The following is a 16,083-nucleotide window of genomic DNA, read 5'->3' as shown; positions in this document are numbered from 1 at the left end:
CCAATCGATATGGGGCATTTTTCTATCCTTGTCTCAATTGATTTTTATATAAATTATATTTAACAAACAACAATTCGGCGACTATATACAGTGCCGCGGTAGCTTCAAATGAATGTGTACTCTGGTTGTCAAAATGAATTTCTGACGTTGAGATATAAATATTCTCCGCACTCAGTCTCGCTAGCGTACTATTTTTCATTTTTGAAATCGAGATCACTGGTACGCCCATTAATTTCAACTCCATAGCCGTCGAAACAATCGCCTCAGACTCCCCATTTAGCGAGATTAAAATCACTAAATCATTCGGTTTCACGATCTTAAAAAATTCCTTATTAATCGTAATCGAATCCACATCGTATAAGCAATCCCCACCATGCAAAAATAGACGCTTCAAGTGCTTTGCCGCAGCCATCTGAAAATCTCCTGAACCAAATACAAAGACACGACCAGCCCCATAAATTAATCTGCAAATTGGCTGGAAATCTTTTTTCGTTATTTCATTAATGACATCAATATAACCCCCGCTAATTACCTCTGTTACTTCATCTGCCATGTTAATGCTGTACTCTAAATCCCATTTCAAATGCACCTTTAACTCACTATAACCCTCTAAAGAAAGCTTCTTTGCAAAGCGAAGAATCGTTGTACGAGAAACGTTGCACAGCTTAGCCATTTCGTTAATACTCATACTGCTACAAGCTTTTTTATGTGCCTGAATATACTTCCAAATATGCAAATCATTTTGGTTCAGCAATTCATAATTTTTATTCACTAGTTCCTCTAATCTCATTACACTCATTCCCCACTCCATCAATTATGTCAGCGTTTTCATACATATTGTATCACTAAAAACTTAACCATGCGACCCGATTGTGAAATATCACAGTTTTTGTGAAATATTCCTGTTCTTGTAACTAGGAGATAAAACGCCTAAAGGGATTGTAAAGCGTCAGACTAGTCGCTAGAATAAAGCACATAGACGTCTTAAAAAATAAAAAGGAGGTTTTCAAAAGATATGATGAAAAAGATTCAACGTTTTGGAGGCGCGATGCTAGCCCCAGCCCTTCTGTTTTCTTTTGCAGGTATCGTGGTTGGTTTCTCAATCTTGTTTATGAATCCTGATATCATGGGAGGTCTTGCAAATCCAAATGGCTTATGGTTTAAAATGTGGAATGTCATCGCTGAGGGAGCTTGGGCGGTATTCAGACAAATTCCCCTACTATTCGTCATCGGTTTACCAATCGGCCTCGCAAAATCACAAAGTGGGCGCGCTTGTTTAGAAGCTTTGGTTACCTACGTCACATTCAACTATTTCCTATCAGCTATACTCACAACATGGAGTTCATTTTTCGGTGTAGATATGACACAAGAAGTGGGCGGTACCAGTGGTCTTGCTAACATCGCCGGCATCAAAACACTAGATACAGGTATGGTTGGTGCACTTATTATTTCCGGGATTGTCGTTTATCTTCACAATCGCTATTTCGACAAAGAATTACCCGAAGTACTCGGCGTTTTCCGCGGCACATCCTTTATCGTTATTTTAGGATTCCTAGTTATGTTACCGGTTGCATTTCTATTCGCCTTCATCTGGCCGCACTTCCAATCAGTCATGTTAGATATGCAAAAATTCTTTATCTCATCCGGTGTATTCGGCGTTTGGATATATTCCTTCTTGGAAAAAATTCTAATCCCGACCGGTTTACATCACTTCATTTATTCTCCTTTTGCCTACGATAATGCCGTCGTTCCAGGTGGTATGGCCGCTTACTGGGCAACACATTTAGGAGAATTCCAAACAACCGAACACACGCTAAAAGAGATGTACCCTGCAGGCGGTTTCGCACTATCCGGCATGTCGAAAGTATTCGGCTCCATCGGAATTACACTAGCCTTCTATAAAACCGCTAAACCAGAAAAACGCAAAGCCGTACTAGGTTTGATGATCCCCGTCGCTGCAACAGCCGTTTTCGCGGGAATTACAGAGCCACTAGAGTTCACATTCCTATTTTTTGCACCAATTTTATTCGTCATTCATGCCCTACTTGCCGCAACCATTTCTACAGTCGCCTATGCATTTGGCGTCGTTGGTGATTTCGGCGGTGGTCTCATTAATTGGTTCGCCATCAACTGGTTACCGCTTTGGAAATACCACTGGCCTACCTACCTGACGCAAATTGCCATCGGTGTCGTGTTCATCTTCATCTGGTACTTCATTTTCAGTTTCCTCATCAAAAAAATGGATCTGAAAACGCCAGGTAGAGAAGACGAAAGCGATGAAATGAAGCTGTACAGTAAGTCCGACTACAAAGAGAAGAAATCTGGGAAAGGCAATGCTAACGCGGATAAAGCAGCGCACTTTCTCGAATACCTTGGAGGAAAAGACAACATTGTAGACGTGACAAACTGCGCTACAAGACTCCGACTGACCGTTAAAGATCCCGATCTTGTCGCCTCCGATGCCGTATTTAGACAAGTCGGAGCCCAAGGTTTAGTCAAAAACGGAGGCGCTATTCAAATTATTGTAGGCCTATCCGTCCCATCCTTACGAGATGAATTCGAAAAATTATTATAAGAAGAGGAGTTTTTAAAAATGAAAAAAAGTTCTGTTTTAATCGCCGGTGGAGGAAGTACTTATACTGCAGGAATCGTAGTTATGCTTCTAGAATCAGTCAAGGAATTCCCAGTACGCAAAATTAAATTATATGATAACGATGCAGAACGCCAACAAAAAGTAGCCGAAGCCTGCGCTATCATCGTGAAAGAATACGATCCAGAAATCGAGTTTTCTTATTCTACAGATCCCGAAGAATCCTTCACAGATGTAGACTTTGTCATGGCACAACTACGCGTTGGGAAATACGCCATGCGCGAACAAGATGAGAAAATACCATTCAAGCACGGCGTCGTAGGACAAGAAACATGCGGACCTGGCGGAATCGCATACGGCCTGCGCTCTATCGGCCCAATTATCGGACTAGTCGACTATATGGAGAAATATTCTCCCGACGCTTGGCTGCTAAACTACTCGAATCCCGCTGCCATTGTTGCAGAAGGAACTCGCCGTTTAAGACCGAACTCTAAAATCATCAACATTTGCGATATGCCAATCTGTTTGGAAGATATTATGGCTCGGGCAATCGGGCTGCAAAACAGAAAAGCGATGGAAGTCCGTTATTTCGGCCTAAATCACTTTGGTTGGTGGACAAGTATTAAAGACCACGACGGCAACGACCTCATGGAAAAAATTAAAGCTCACGTTGGCAAACAAGGCTACACAGAGAACACGCCAGCTGGTCAACATAAAGAGGCAAGCTGGTTAGACGCCATGCGCGCTGGGAAAGAATTGCTTGATATCGAGCCTAAATTCCTTTCCAATACCTATTTAAAATATTATTTGATGGCCGATGAAACAGTGGCACATGCTAACAAAGAATATACACGCGCAAACGAAATTATCGATGGTCGTGAAAAAGAAGTATTTGCAGAATGCGCTCGAATCGTCGAGGCAAGAACCGCGAAAGGCACAACACTGCACTCTAACGAACACGCATCATTCATCGTCGACCTAGCCAAAGCACTCACTTTCAACACTAAAGAAAGAATGCTACTCATCACAGAAAACAACGGCGCAATCAGCAATTTCAGCGATGACGCGATGGTTGAAGTCCCATGTATCGTAGGCAAAAACGGCTACGAACCACTGACAATGGGCAAAATCCCAACTTTCCAAAAAGGCTTAATGGAACAGCAAATTGCCTCCGAAAAATTAGCGATCGAAGGCTGGATTGAAGGCTCATATCAAAAAGTTTGGCAATCCCTAACAATGAGCAAAACCGTTCCAAGCGCGAAAGTAGCCAAAGATATTTTGGACGACTTCATCGAGGTAAATAAAGAATTCTGGCCTGAACTAAAATAAAAGAATAAGCATCCCGTCTAGTCTGGGACAAAACGCGAGATAAAGCAAAAACGCCCTTCCCTTTACTTCGGGTAGGACGAAAAATTTCGCTTTACACAAATCGAGCGAAAGCGTTTGTATTCAGGGATTTTGGTGGAAGCTGGAAGCGGAGCATACTGGTGTATGTGAGAACCGGAAGTCCGCCAAATTCCCTGAATGCGAGCGCTTGTCGCCGATTTATCTGGGTTATGTCCCAGACCCGACAGCTGGATGTTACTATCACGAAAGGAAGTGCTACAAATGAAAACCATCGTTCTATCCAAATTCCAAACCTTAAAAATACAGATTACCTCAACAAAAATTTTGTACGTCACAGAACTCCTTTTCATCATTTTTCCGTTGCTATTCCTGAGCTTATTAGGCTTTGTATCTTGGAAAACGGGCGCTGATATGATGGAACCTGTACGCCTAAATCCCGTTTACGCTCTCTACTTCATCTTATTTTTGAGCTTCTTCTTTTGTGCCTTTATTGTTAGGAATATGAAAAAATCACTTGCTAATACACAAAGTCAAGATCTCATTAAAATCGCTTTATTAGCCCTAATAGTCACAGAATTGCTCACGATGAACTTGATTTGCGGCTGGTTATTACTATGGTTCGCAAAAAAAGAATACGGCATGACTGTATTCCGAATTAGCTGGAATGGACTAAAACAAGCACCGCAAAAATGGATGCTTCTATTCAGCGGATATACGCTTTTCATCTCACTATTCGTATGTATTATCCGATTTAGCTTATAAATTACATAGAAAGAAGGAATAAAGATGTTTTCATTCAAAAAAAAGAAACAAAAAACGACTATTCTGCTCTCTCCTGTCACCGGAAAATGCATTTCATTAGAGGAAGTTCCGGATGAAGTTTTTTCCACTAAAATGATGGGTGACGGTATCGCTTTTGACCTGACTGATAGTAAAATTGTGGCACCAGCGGATGGACAAGTAACGTTCATCGCCGACACTAAGCACGCAATCGGCCTGACGCTCTCATCAGGAATGGAGATTTTAATCCATGTAGGCCTTGATACGGTGACATTGGCTGGAAAAGGATTCAATGTGCTCGTCGAAAACGGTCAAAAAGTGAAAGCAGGCGCAGAGTTGTTGGAAATTGACCTTGCCCTAATGGCGGGGCACCATTTGCAGTTGACCACACCTTTGATAGTGATGTCAAACAATGCCGTAACGCTTGTACCAATGGCTCTCAATGAAATGGTTGTCGGTGGAGAAACTGCTGTACTGACTTGTAAATGAGATTTGCCAGTCCCATATTGAATCGATAACTTAACCGGAATGGAGATTTTCTCTGTGAATCAAGAAAGAGAACGAAGACTTTTTAGCTGGCTTTATGTATGCATGTATATGGCTTTTTCCTTTGGTTTAACGCAATTTACTCCGTTTTTATCAAAGATTGGCTATGATGAAATGGAACGCGGTATTTTATTGTCTTCCTATGCCTTAATTACGATTTTTTTACAGATGTTCATCGGGTTTTTCGCGGATAAATACCAAACGATTAAGCAATTTATTGTCGTGCTGATGATCATCTATTTACTAACTACCTGCCTGTTTTATCTAACGGAATCCAAGCTCTTTTTCCTGCATCTATTATTGCTAGCAATCAGTGGTGGCCTCATTAATACTTGTACTGGACTAAGCGACACCTGGATTTTGAAAAGTAGCCCTTACCTACGAAATAACTTCCCATTTATCAAAGCTTTCGGCTCTATCGGCTGGGCTTGCGGTAGTATTTTATTGTCCTTTTTAATCGCAAAAGCTGGTTATACAGGGCTTAGTTTTGGGATTTTTATATTATCCATGTTTAGTTTAATACTCATTTTCTTTTTGAAAGACGTCGGTAAATCTGCCCAACATAGCGCAAAAGTAACGCTATCCGATTTCAAGGAAATTATTTTTAATAGGGACTATCGTTTGTTAGTCTTTATCTTATTTTTACTTTACAGCGTCATCATTGCGAACAACATCACCGTGGTCGATAAAATGTTGCAACTCGGTGCCTCCGACTTACAAATCGGTTATAAATGGTCGATTCAATCGTTGCTTGAGATACCAGCCTATTTATTCGGAGCTACTTTTTTGCGCAAATATAGTAATTTTACCTTGTTGATGATTTGTGCCGTAGCTCTTACAACGCAATTTATTGGTTTTTCACTCACAGAGAACGTCTGGGTCATTATTTTGTTGAGTGGATTGCAATTCTTAACCACGCCGATCATCATGATTGCATCGAAACAGCTAATTTTCCACATGACGACAGAACGAATGCAGTCGACCAGCCAATTATTTGCGCTAAGCATCTTTACCGGGCTATCCTCGTTACTCGTGCCGATTGTTGCTGGATCGCTCATAAAATACTTGAACGTAAATCTGACTTTACTATTATTAGCGCTACTTCCCGTCATCGCCTTCGTATGCGTCATCTTCTTGAAAAAACGGGTCATCATTCACACATAAAAAAACCGGATTCACTAGTCTATGACGCTGACCAGTGAATCCGGTTTTTGTTTATACGTTGAATAGGAAATGAACGACGTCTCCATCCTTCATCACGTACTCTTTACCTTCCGAGCGTAGTCTTCCAGCCACTTTTGCAGCTTGTTCAGAACCATGCTCTAACAAATCATCATACGAAACCACTTCGGCACGGATAAAACCACGTTCGAAATCGGTGTGAATAACGCCAGCACAGGCCGGAGCCTTCATGCCATTGCGGAATGTCCAAGCGCGAACTTCTTGCACACCTGCCGTAAAGTAAGTAGACAAGCCAAGTAGCGTATACGCCGCACGAATCAATTGATCCAGGCCAGACTCTTCAATTCCAAGTGCTTCCAAGAATTCCGCTTTATCTTCATCATCCAACTCAGCGATTTCTTCCTCCGCACGCGCACAGATAACGATAACCTCAGAACCCTCACCAGCAGCCAATTCACGTACTTGTTGCACGTATTTATTGTTATCTGGATCGCCAACTTCATCCTCAGCAACGTTCGCTACGTATAATACCGGTTTGCGAGTTAATAAGAACAATCCACGAACAATTTTATCCTCATCTTCATTAAACTCAATCGAACGTGCAGGTTTATCATTCTCCAAAGCCTCTTTCAACTTCAAAAGAACGTTATATTCCGCGATTGCATCTTTATCTTTTTGTTTCGTTGCTAGCTTCTCAACACGGCTAATACGCTTATCAACCGTCTCTAAATCCGCCAAAATAAGCTCCAGATTAATTACCGCGATATCATCAAGCGGGTCAATACGGCCTTCCACGTGCGTAATGTTTTCATCTTCAAAACAACGCGTTACGTGACAAATCGCGTCCACTTGGCGAATGTGAGATAAGAACTGGTTACCAAGCCCCTCACCCTTACTCGCGCCCTTCACAATCCCTGCAATATCCGTAAATTCGAATGTTGTAGGTACTGTTTTCTTCGGTTTCACAAGCTCCGTCAATTTATTCAGACGCGCATCAGGAACCTCAACAATTCCCATATTCGGTTCAATCGTCGCGAAAGGATAGTTTGCCGCTTCCACTTTTGATTTCGTAATTGCGTTAAAAAGTGTCGATTTCCCAACGTTCGGAAGACCAACAATACCAGCTGTTAATGCCATTTAAATGAACTCCTTTGATCGAAAAGCACAGTCGCTTTCCTCATTTTATAATACACTCATGTCTCCATTATAAAGGTTTTCCGACTAAAAAGACACAAGAATTTGCCATACGTCACCTAAACCGTATTTCCAATATCATTCAGCTTGTTAATCTCCGCGTTCATGCTCCCCAACATATCAATCGACAGCTCGTCCATCACCTGCACCAACCGCTTCACGACCGCATTATAATTATCCAACTCCTTGCGAAACCCCTTCGAATCCCCAACCAAAAGCTCATGCTCCATCGTGCTCAAATATTTATTACTATAATTAAACGTCGACACAATCAGCTTCACCTTCTCCAAATCATCTGGAAAATAAATACTCATCAACTCAATCTCATGAATATACTTCTCCGTCTCATTTCGATTCTCAATCAACCGCGCCCGTATTTTCTCACTCTCCAAAATCTGCCCAATATCCTTGATAAAACTCATAATTTCCTCATTTTTATAAATCGCCGTATTCAGCAAACCATACGTCTTCTCTATCTTCTGAAAAAGCAATTCCTTGTATAAAAATTCAGCCTGAATCTGCCGCTCTTTCCGCGCATTCAAATCAATCTCATCCCGTAACGCCTTATTCTGCTGCTTCGTCTCACTAAAAGCAAGCATCACAGCACCGATAATTCCAAAGAAGGAACCAATAAAATTATACATTCCGTCAATCGTCAGCTCATTATCAATACTCCGCGTCAAAACAGGCACGATAATGAAAAGCAAGCCAACAATCATAATAATCAGCATCAGCCAATGGTCTTTTAGAAATCGAATCATATGCCTCATCTCCCTTTTGCGTTCCCTATCTTATTCCCCAGAAAGATACGACAAAAACTAGTTTAATATTAGATTACTGACCTCTTCCTTACCATGGAAGTGCTCTTATATGTAAGAAGAACCGACAGAGCATCGCGCCCCATCGGTCCATCCTATATTATTTCAAATCAGCAATATGTTTCTCCAAGTCAACGCCAGTTCCTTTTGCCACGCGTTCTGCAAATACTGGTTCTACTTGATAGAAATTGCGCAGGTTACGGATTTTGATATCCTCACGAACGCCTTCCCAATCGCCAACAATATTGTTCACTAGCGCATCACGTTCACCGTCAGAATAACGGTTCCAAACTTCGCGCGCATGGCCAAAGTTGTTCGGTTTCTCTTGCTCCAAACGACCAACTTTACCAGCAATCAAATCTTGCTCATCTTCCACATAACGTGGCGTCTCTTTTGGCGTCGTATCATAGCTATTTGGCTCATAGTTAATCGAGCTCGTTTGCTGTTTGAACGGCATCGCGCCATCCCGCTGATTGTTATTCACATCCACTTTTGGACTATTAATCGGCAGTTGCAAGTAGTTCGGGCCAACGCGGTGACGCTGCGTATCCGAATACGAGAACAGACGACCTTGCAACATACGATCCTCAGATGGCAAAATTCCAGGTACAAGTACGCCAGGATTGAAACCAACCGATTCCGTTTCCGCAAAAATGTTCTCCGGATTGCGATTCAACACCATTGTTCCAACATGCTCATACGGGAATACGTCCTCAAACCAATCTTTCGTCGCATCAAGCGGGTTGAAATCATAGTTATCGATGTCCGCAGGGTCAAGCACTTGAATGTAAAGCTCCCACTCAGGGAAATCGCCGTTTTCGATCGCTTCATGAAGATCGCGAGTCGCGTGGCTAAATTCTTTCGCTTGGATTTGCGCCGCTTGGTCTGTCGAAAGGTTCACGATACCCGCTTTTGGCACCCAACGCATTTTGATGTAAACTGTTTTGCCCTCTTCATTCGTCCATTTAAAAGCATGAACACTCGAACCACGAATTTGGCGGAACGAAGCAGGAATACCCTCATCACTAAATAGGTATGTAATCATCGTCGTAGCCTCAGGAGTCAAGCTGAAAAAGTCCCAATAACGGTTCGCATCTTGCATGTTTGTACTTGGATCTGGCTTCAAAGAATGAATAACATCCGGGAATTTAATCGCATCACGAATAAAGAATACAGGCAAGTTATTACCAACAAAATCGTAATTTCCCTCTTCCGTGTAAAATTTAACCGCAAAACCACGTGGATCACGCAATGTTTCAGGAGAATGTAAGCCATGAATTACAGTAGAAAAACGAGCGAAAACCTCTGTCTCTTGCCCTTCTTCTTGTAAAAATGCAGCTTTCGTATATTTCTTCATACTATTCTTAACTGTAAATACGCCGTGCGCACCGATTCCACGAGCATGTACGACACGTTCCGGAACACGTTCACGATCAAAATGGGCTAGCTTCTCGATTAACACGTAATCTTCCAATAATGTAGGACCACGATGCCCAGCTGTCATTGAATTCTGATTATCACCAATTGGAACACCTTGGTTTGTTGTTAGTTTTTTACTCATTCATCTAACCTCCGTTTTTTATAATAATTATAAAGTAATACTAACTCCATTCTACAAAACATATGCTCGGAAAACAACTATTTGCGCTTACAAATCCCAATTCATCGCCAATCACTCAGTCAAAAAAGTATGATAGTATACCCATAAATACGCCTGGTCAGCTATATTTGATTCAAAAAAGAATAAATATAACTAAGAAAGCGCAATCAATCGCATTCGTTCATACTTTATTCGATTTTTATCCACACAACTGTCACCCCTAAACGCGGCTACAACATGGTATCATGGCTGGAGTTGCATTTTTGGCCAATTTTGCATTACCAAAAACAAAAAGGAGAGAAAAAAATGAAAACAACAACAAAACTTGGTTTATCCGTTTTAACAGCAGCAGCGGTTCTCATCGCGCCAACATCATTATCTTTTGGGGGAAATATTTCTAATGTCGTAACACAAGCAGCCGAAGTCAAAACGGTTACTGTCACTACTTTTGCAGAGTTAAAAAATGCTTTGGAAACATCACCAACAGATATCATCTCCATTGGCGCAGACATCACAGCGACAAGCGATATCATCATTCCAGGGCAACATAACCCGCTAGTTCTAGGTAATAATCACAAACTAGACATGGGGAAATATGTGATCAACGCAAAGCAAGTGGGTGTCATCGCACTTGAAGATCTATCCATTGAATCCACTGGTTCATACGGAATCTATCGCACCGACACGTTGGGACAAATTTTGCTTAATAATGTAGATTTCACTGGTAAACAACTCGCCTATGCACCAAAAGGTAGTGTATCATTCTACGGTACAACAAAAGTAACAACAACATCCACACTCGAAATCGCAAAAGTAAACACCATCGTATTCGGTGAAAACCTTGACTTCACGGCTACAACAACCGCTGACGCCTTCCTAATGGCACAAGCTAATCCGAAAGTTTACGTTAGCAAAAACGCGACTGTTAATATCACATCTGCGAAAAAAGTCTTCAACATGACTGGCGCAACACCATTCTTCTCGACAGAAGCAGGCTCTAAACTTACAACAAACTCTGTAGATGTCGCACTATATATGAATGGAAAAGCAACATTTGGCGCTAACTCAAGCACAGAATTCACTCAAAACGCAGCCGGTACAGCAGGCCTAATCTATGCTTCCACAGGTTTTGACGTTGAAAAAGATGCTAGTTTTATCCTAAATGGCGGCGCTAAATCAACACAACTTATCAAAACAGCTAAATCCGTGATTGATTTTAAAGATGTAGCAAACGTATACTTAAAATCAAACAATGCAAAAGGTAACATTTTCAGCGTAAGTGCAGGTAGTTTCGTGCAATTCAACACAGCACAAACACTAACGCTAGGCACAAAAACAACAGACGCAATCTACACAGCAACAAACCTACGCGCGTTCTTATCTGGATCTGGAACCAATCTATCCGTCCAATCATTCGCAGGCGATAACTCCATCGTCACGTATGACTTCAAAACAATGGGCTCTTTCAAATTAACAAAATAAGGATGGCCTTGCACTTGGCGTGAAATCATGCTATTCTAAAGGTAATTCATATTCTCGTTCCCGATAAGGGGAGTAGCAGTAATAGTAGAGTCGTCAGTACGGGGCAACCCCGGCTCTACTAGCAATGATATCATTGTTTGCGAGACCTTACGTTTCTTACGTAAGGTCTTTTTTGCGTACTTTTTTGGGAACCGCAGTCTATGAAAATCGCACAAAAGGAGACGATAGTATGGCTTTATTCGATTTTTTGAAAGATATGGCAACAGAAAAAGTAACAGATTTACTCGGCGGTGCAGGTGACGTCGTCGATCAAGTAACAGGCGGCGCAACAGATCTCACAGAACAAGCACAGAACTTAACAGAACAAATCAACCCCGAAGAAATCACAGGCCAAATCAGCGAACAAGCTGGCGGCCTCGTTGACCAAGTAACAGAAAACGCAAACGTCACAGAATCGCTTGGTGATGTTGGAAATATCGTAAGTGGAATTAAAGATTTATTTGGTGGGAAGTAATATTTTCATCAGAGAAAGCCAAGATAGCTATCCGAAAATCGGTAGTGTCTTGGCTTTTCGTGTTTAATTTTAAATGATTTTTGAACAATAATACATAAAAAGAAAGGATAAAACAGCTATGAAAATGACTATTTCAAAAATAATATCTAGTGTCTTTCTTGCTATATATGCTATCCTATTTATAAATATAATATATAGCATTATTCAAACACAAGAAGGCTTTGCTTACCCTATTTGGATTCAAATCCTACTTGCTCTCTCCTTTTTAGCAGTAGCATTGCTGAATTTCACTCAAAAACGTCACATTCTTGCTAGCGTTTTAACGAGCACCGTTCTCATGCTTGGAATCAGCATTGTTATTACTTCCATTACATAATAAAAGCGTTGAATGGACCGCTCAGGCACTCATTCAACGCTTTTATTTACTCAGCTCTCTCCAAAACCCGCTTCATTTTCTTCGTAAACTCGCGTCTTGGAATCATCACACTGTGTCCGCAACCTTCGCACTTAATCCGAATATCCATACCCAGTCTAATAATACGCCAGCGATTGGTACCACACGGATGCTGCTTCTTCATTTCAACAATATCATTTAGATTAAAAGTCTGTTCCATACGCCTCAATCCTCATCAAACTGAACGTCTAAAATTTCTAAAATGCGACCTAGATCATCCTCAGATAAAAATTCAATCTCGATTTTACCTTTGTTATCACGGCGCTTAATAGAAACCGCTGTTCCGAATTTATCACGTAATTGTGATTCGCTTTCTTTAATAAAAACGGGGATTTTTTCTTGTTTTTTAGATGTTTCACGTGAAACATTGCCGTTTAAATCGCCGACTAATTTCTCCAATTGGCGAACCGTAAAACCCTCAGCCACTGCCTTTTTAGCGACTGGTTTGATGTTCTTCTTATCTTTCAATCCAAGCAATGCACGAGCGTGACCCATCGATAACGAACCATCGCGAAGCATCACCTGAACTTCTGCTGGCAATGAAAGCAAACGTACCATATTTGCGATATAAGGACGGCTTTTACCTAGACGATCAGCTAACTTCGCTTGTGTCATATCAAGATTCTTCATTAATAAATCATAGGATTCTGCTTCTTCAAGTACGGATAGATCCTCACGCTGCAAGTTCTCCAAAACGGCTAACTCCATCATTTCGCGATCATCTAACGTACGAACAACAGCCGGAATCTCTTCTAACCCAGCTTCTTTCGCTGCGCGGAATCGGCGTTCTCCGACTACAAGCTCGTAACCTTTTGCCTCCGACCTGCGTAAAATAACTGGTTGCAAGATACCGTGAAGTTTGATAGAATCGCGTAATTCGCGAAGTGCTGTAGGATCGAATGTTTTACGTGGTTGATACGGATTCGGGCGGATTTCGCTAACAGGAATGTTTTGTACAGCTTCTTCATTCTGATCGACATTGTTAAACAACGCGCTAATTCCTTTTCCTAATCCTTTAGCCATGAGCAATCACTTCCTTTGCAAGCTCTACGTATACTTCCGACCCACGAGATTTGTCATCATACAATATAATCGGTTTGCCGTGACTTGGCGCTTCACTCAAACGAATGTTACGCGGAATAATTGTTTCAAACACTTTATTTTGGAAGTATTTCTTCACTTCATCAATAACTTGAATGCCCAAATTGGTTCTAGCATCTAGCATTGTCAGCAATACTCCTTCGATTTGTAAGTCTTCATTCAGATGCTTTTGGACAATCCGAATTGTATTTAATAGTTGGCTTAAGCCTTCTAGCGCGTAATACTCACACTGAACTGGAATTAAAACCGTATCAGAGGCAGTAAGCGCATTTAGCGTAAGCAGGCCTAGGGATGGCGGACAATCAATAATCACATAATCATAGTCATCGCGAACCGAATCGATCGCCTTTTTCAGACGAATTTCACGTGATATCGCGGGAACAAGCTCAACCTCTGCTCCAGCAAGTTGAATTGTAGCAGGAACCACTTGTAATGTTTCCATCGCTGTTGGTTTAATAACATCTTTGAGTGCAACGTCATCCACAAGCACATCATAGATACAATGCTCGATCTCACCTTTATTGATGCCAACTCCGCTCGACGCATTCCCTTGAGGATCGATGTCCACAAGCAGTACTTTTTTACCTAGAAACGCAAGACTAGAACTTAAGTTAACAGATGTCGTCGTCTTGCCTACGCCACCCTTTTGATTTGCCAGTGCGATCACTTTGCTCAATCTATTTCACCAACCCTCACATATTTATAGCATCAAAACGCATTCCACGTGATTAATCGCCGAACTTCCATGCGTCGTGTCGTTTATACTTCTCCTTCTCTATTCTATCAAAAAAACAAGGTTTAGTCTTACTTTATGCGAAAATAAATTTCATTATATACAAAAGCCGCGTCTAAAATTCATCGACACGGCTCCTTTTTATGCTTTTTTACGAAGAAATAGTGATATAACTAGACCGATAATCGCCATCACGAGGCCGAATGTAAACGCATTACGCGAACCTTCGACAAGCGAAGCGGCTAGGTCTTGTGGCCCTGGATTCGTCACGGCGGCCATATATGTTTTTTGACCTGCTGACATAATCGTGATTGCCACCGCTGTACCAATTGCGCCTGAAACCTGTTGTAGCGTATTCATAATCGCTGTACCATCTGGATACATTTTTGGTGGTAGCTGGTTTAAGCCGTTTGTTTGTGCCGGCATCATGATCATACATACGCCAATCATGAGTGCGCTATGCAAAATTATGATTGTAACGGCCGTTGTTTCAAGTGTGATTTGCGTTAAGAACCATAAAGTCACGACCGACACGATAAATCCTGGCACAACAAGCACACGCGCACCGAATGCATCGAACAGACGGCCCGTAACCGGTGATAGCAAGCCGTTTATGACCCCACCTGGCAAAAGTACTAATCCTGCTGAAAATGCCGCTAAAGCCAGTCCTGTTTGCAAATAGAGTGGCAATAAAATCATTGTTGATAAGATGATCATGAACGCGATGAAAACAATCAATAATCCAAGCGTAAACATTGGAAATTTGAAAACGCGCAAATCCATCATCGGCTGATCCATTGTCAGTTGGCGCCAAGTAAATAAGCCCAAACTAACTACGCCGACAATCATCGTTGTAATAACAAGCGCACTGCCCCAGCCACTTTCACCAGCGCTACTAAAGCCGTACACAATGCCCCCGAAACCAAGCGTCGACAAAACAATCGATAAAATATCAATCCGTGGCTTCGTAACCTCAGATACATTTTTCATATAACGCAGTCCAAAAAGTAAGGAGAAAACTAAGAATGGTAAGGCAATCCAGAAAATCCAGTTCCACGTTAAATTCTCAATAATTAGGCCTGAAATCGTTGGTCCCACTGCGGGCGCGAACATAATAACAAGTCCGATAAGCCCCATCGCGGATCCCCGTTTGTGCTCCGGAAAAATAACCAGAATCGTGTTGAACATTAATGGTAGTAAAAGTCCTGTTCCAATAGCTTGGATTACCCGAGCTATCATTAGGATTCCAAAATCTGGTGCCAATGCTGCGATTAGCGTTCCTACTATCGAAAATCCGACAGATGCAAAAAATAATTTCCGCGTGGTAAACCACTGTAATAAAAGTCCTGAAACTGGTACTAAAATACCTAATGTCAGCAAATATCCTGTTGTTAACCATTGAATCGTTGCTGAACTTACATCAAAAACACGAATTAAATCCGTAAGTGCCATATTTAAAGCCGTTTCACTAAACAAGCCTATAAATCCTGCAATTAGAAAAGCCGTGACAATCGGTATAGTCTTAAAATCCTGTCTTTCTTGCGCTGTTATTGTTTTACTCAAAGCAATTTCCCCCTCTTCACCTTCATTGCGTGAAGCTTCAATTCTAATGGTTTTCATGAGTAAAGTCAAGCAAATGAGAACGTATGTTTTCTTTTTTGTTGTTTTGAACATACTCTGCTTGTTATACCTCTTATAACCTTAGCGCTTCTTTGTGAGTTAGTTCTTCTCTATTTATATAT

The 16,083-nt window shown here is 41.4% G+C and carries 16 protein-coding genes; 8 read left to right on the top strand and 8 right to left on the bottom strand.

Going from position 1 to position 16,083, the window contains the following annotated elements; all coding sequences use genetic code 11:
• Positions 1 to 22: 22 nt before the first annotated feature.
• Positions 23 to 790: a MurR/RpiR family transcriptional regulator gene (locus tag HPK16_RS08300; protein ID WP_181676514.1), complete on the bottom strand. Its 768-nt coding sequence runs from the start codon at positions 788 to 790 to the stop codon at positions 23 to 25.
• 225 nt (positions 791 to 1,015) lie between these two features.
• Between HPK16_RS08300 and HPK16_RS08295 the strand changes: the two genes are divergently transcribed.
• The 5 genes from HPK16_RS08295 to HPK16_RS08275 all read left to right on the top strand — a co-directional run bounded on the left by HPK16_RS08295 (position 1,016) and on the right by HPK16_RS08275 (position 6,427).
• Positions 1,016 to 2,575, top strand: coding sequence for an alpha-glucoside-specific PTS transporter subunit IIBC (locus tag HPK16_RS08295; RefSeq protein ID WP_181676513.1), 1,560 nt, complete (start codon positions 1,016 to 1,018; stop codon positions 2,573 to 2,575).
• Positions 2,576 to 2,593: 18 nt separating this feature from the next.
• On the top strand, positions 2,594 to 3,919 hold the full coding sequence (locus tag HPK16_RS08290; RefSeq protein WP_181676512.1) for a 6-phospho-alpha-glucosidase: 1,326 nt from the start codon (positions 2,594 to 2,596) through the stop codon (positions 3,917 to 3,919).
• Between the two features lie 279 nt (positions 3,920 to 4,198).
• Positions 4,199 to 4,699 carry a hypothetical protein gene (locus tag HPK16_RS08285; RefSeq protein WP_181676511.1) on the top strand — a complete coding sequence of 167 codons (501 nt, stop codon included), beginning with the start codon at positions 4,199 to 4,201 and terminating at the stop codon, positions 4,697 to 4,699.
• 24 nt (positions 4,700 to 4,723) lie between these two features.
• On the top strand, positions 4,724 to 5,206 hold the full coding sequence (locus HPK16_RS08280) for a PTS sugar transporter subunit IIA (protein ID WP_181676510.1): 483 nt from the start codon (positions 4,724 to 4,726) through the stop codon (positions 5,204 to 5,206).
• Between the two features lie 54 nt (positions 5,207 to 5,260).
• Positions 5,261 to 6,427, top strand: a complete 1,167-nt coding sequence (locus HPK16_RS08275; protein ID WP_181676509.1) for an MFS transporter — start codon at positions 5,261 to 5,263, stop codon at positions 6,425 to 6,427.
• Between the two features lie 51 nt (positions 6,428 to 6,478).
• Here the strand turns inward: HPK16_RS08275 and ychF are convergent, their stop codons facing one another.
• From ychF to HPK16_RS08260, 3 genes are all read right to left on the bottom strand, one after another.
• Positions 6,479 to 7,582 carry a redox-regulated ATPase YchF gene (gene ychF / locus HPK16_RS08270; RefSeq protein WP_181676508.1) on the bottom strand — a complete coding sequence of 368 codons (1,104 nt, stop codon included), beginning with the start codon at positions 7,580 to 7,582 and terminating at the stop codon, positions 6,479 to 6,481.
• Positions 7,583 to 7,698: 116 nt separating this feature from the next.
• Complete coding sequence (locus tag HPK16_RS08265; protein ID WP_181676507.1) at positions 7,699 to 8,400, bottom strand: hypothetical protein; 702 nt, start codon at positions 8,398 to 8,400, stop codon at positions 7,699 to 7,701.
• 157 nt (positions 8,401 to 8,557) lie between these two features.
• The gene (locus tag HPK16_RS08260) at positions 8,558 to 10,018 is read right to left on the bottom strand and encodes a catalase (protein ID WP_181676506.1); all 1,461 of its coding nucleotides are present in this window, start codon (positions 10,016 to 10,018) and stop codon (positions 8,558 to 8,560) included.
• Between the two features lie 345 nt (positions 10,019 to 10,363).
• Between HPK16_RS08260 and HPK16_RS08255 the strand changes: the two genes are divergently transcribed.
• The 3 genes from HPK16_RS08255 (at position 10,364) to HPK16_RS08245 (ending at position 12,429) form a co-directional block, all read left to right on the top strand.
• Positions 10,364 to 11,539 (top strand): pectate lyase-like adhesive domain-containing protein, encoded by a 1,176-nt coding sequence (locus HPK16_RS08255; protein WP_181676505.1) that lies wholly within the window; start codon positions 10,364 to 10,366, stop codon positions 11,537 to 11,539.
• A gap of 229 nt (positions 11,540 to 11,768) precedes the next feature.
• The gene (locus HPK16_RS08250) at positions 11,769 to 12,053 is read left to right on the top strand and encodes a hypothetical protein (RefSeq protein WP_181676504.1); all 285 of its coding nucleotides are present in this window, start codon (positions 11,769 to 11,771) and stop codon (positions 12,051 to 12,053) included.
• Positions 12,054 to 12,171: 118 nt separating this feature from the next.
• Complete coding sequence (locus tag HPK16_RS08245; RefSeq protein WP_181676503.1) at positions 12,172 to 12,429, top strand: hypothetical protein; 258 nt, start codon at positions 12,172 to 12,174, stop codon at positions 12,427 to 12,429.
• A gap of 46 nt (positions 12,430 to 12,475) precedes the next feature.
• On the opposite strand, the gene HPK16_RS08240 is transcribed toward HPK16_RS08245, so the two are convergent.
• The 4 genes from HPK16_RS08240 to HPK16_RS08225 form a co-directional block, all read right to left on the bottom strand.
• The gene (locus tag HPK16_RS08240; RefSeq protein WP_036081989.1) at positions 12,476 to 12,667 is read right to left on the bottom strand and encodes a DUF951 domain-containing protein; all 192 of its coding nucleotides are present in this window, start codon (positions 12,665 to 12,667) and stop codon (positions 12,476 to 12,478) included.
• 5 nt (positions 12,668 to 12,672) lie between these two features.
• The gene (locus HPK16_RS08235) at positions 12,673 to 13,530 is read right to left on the bottom strand and encodes a ParB/RepB/Spo0J family partition protein (protein ID WP_181676502.1); all 858 of its coding nucleotides are present in this window, start codon (positions 13,528 to 13,530) and stop codon (positions 12,673 to 12,675) included.
• The gene (locus tag HPK16_RS08230) at positions 13,523 to 14,284 is read right to left on the bottom strand and encodes a ParA family protein (RefSeq protein WP_181676501.1); all 762 of its coding nucleotides are present in this window, start codon (positions 14,282 to 14,284) and stop codon (positions 13,523 to 13,525) included. Before HPK16_RS08230 ends, HPK16_RS08235 begins: the two co-directional genes overlap by 8 nt.
• A 198-nt stretch (positions 14,285 to 14,482) precedes the next feature.
• On the bottom strand, positions 14,483 to 15,904 hold the full coding sequence (locus tag HPK16_RS08225; RefSeq protein WP_246369350.1) for a DHA2 family efflux MFS transporter permease subunit: 1,422 nt from the start codon (positions 15,902 to 15,904) through the stop codon (positions 14,483 to 14,485).
• Positions 15,905 to 16,083 lie beyond the last annotated feature (179 nt).

Origin of the sequence: Paenilisteria rustica (assembly GCF_013820765.1) — a bacterium.
Taxonomy (GTDB): Bacteria; Bacillota; Bacilli; order Lactobacillales; family Listeriaceae; genus Listeria_A; species Listeria_A rustica.
The sequence above is the reverse complement of the archived record's forward strand: the minus strand, read 5'-3'. Positions and strand labels throughout refer to the sequence as shown.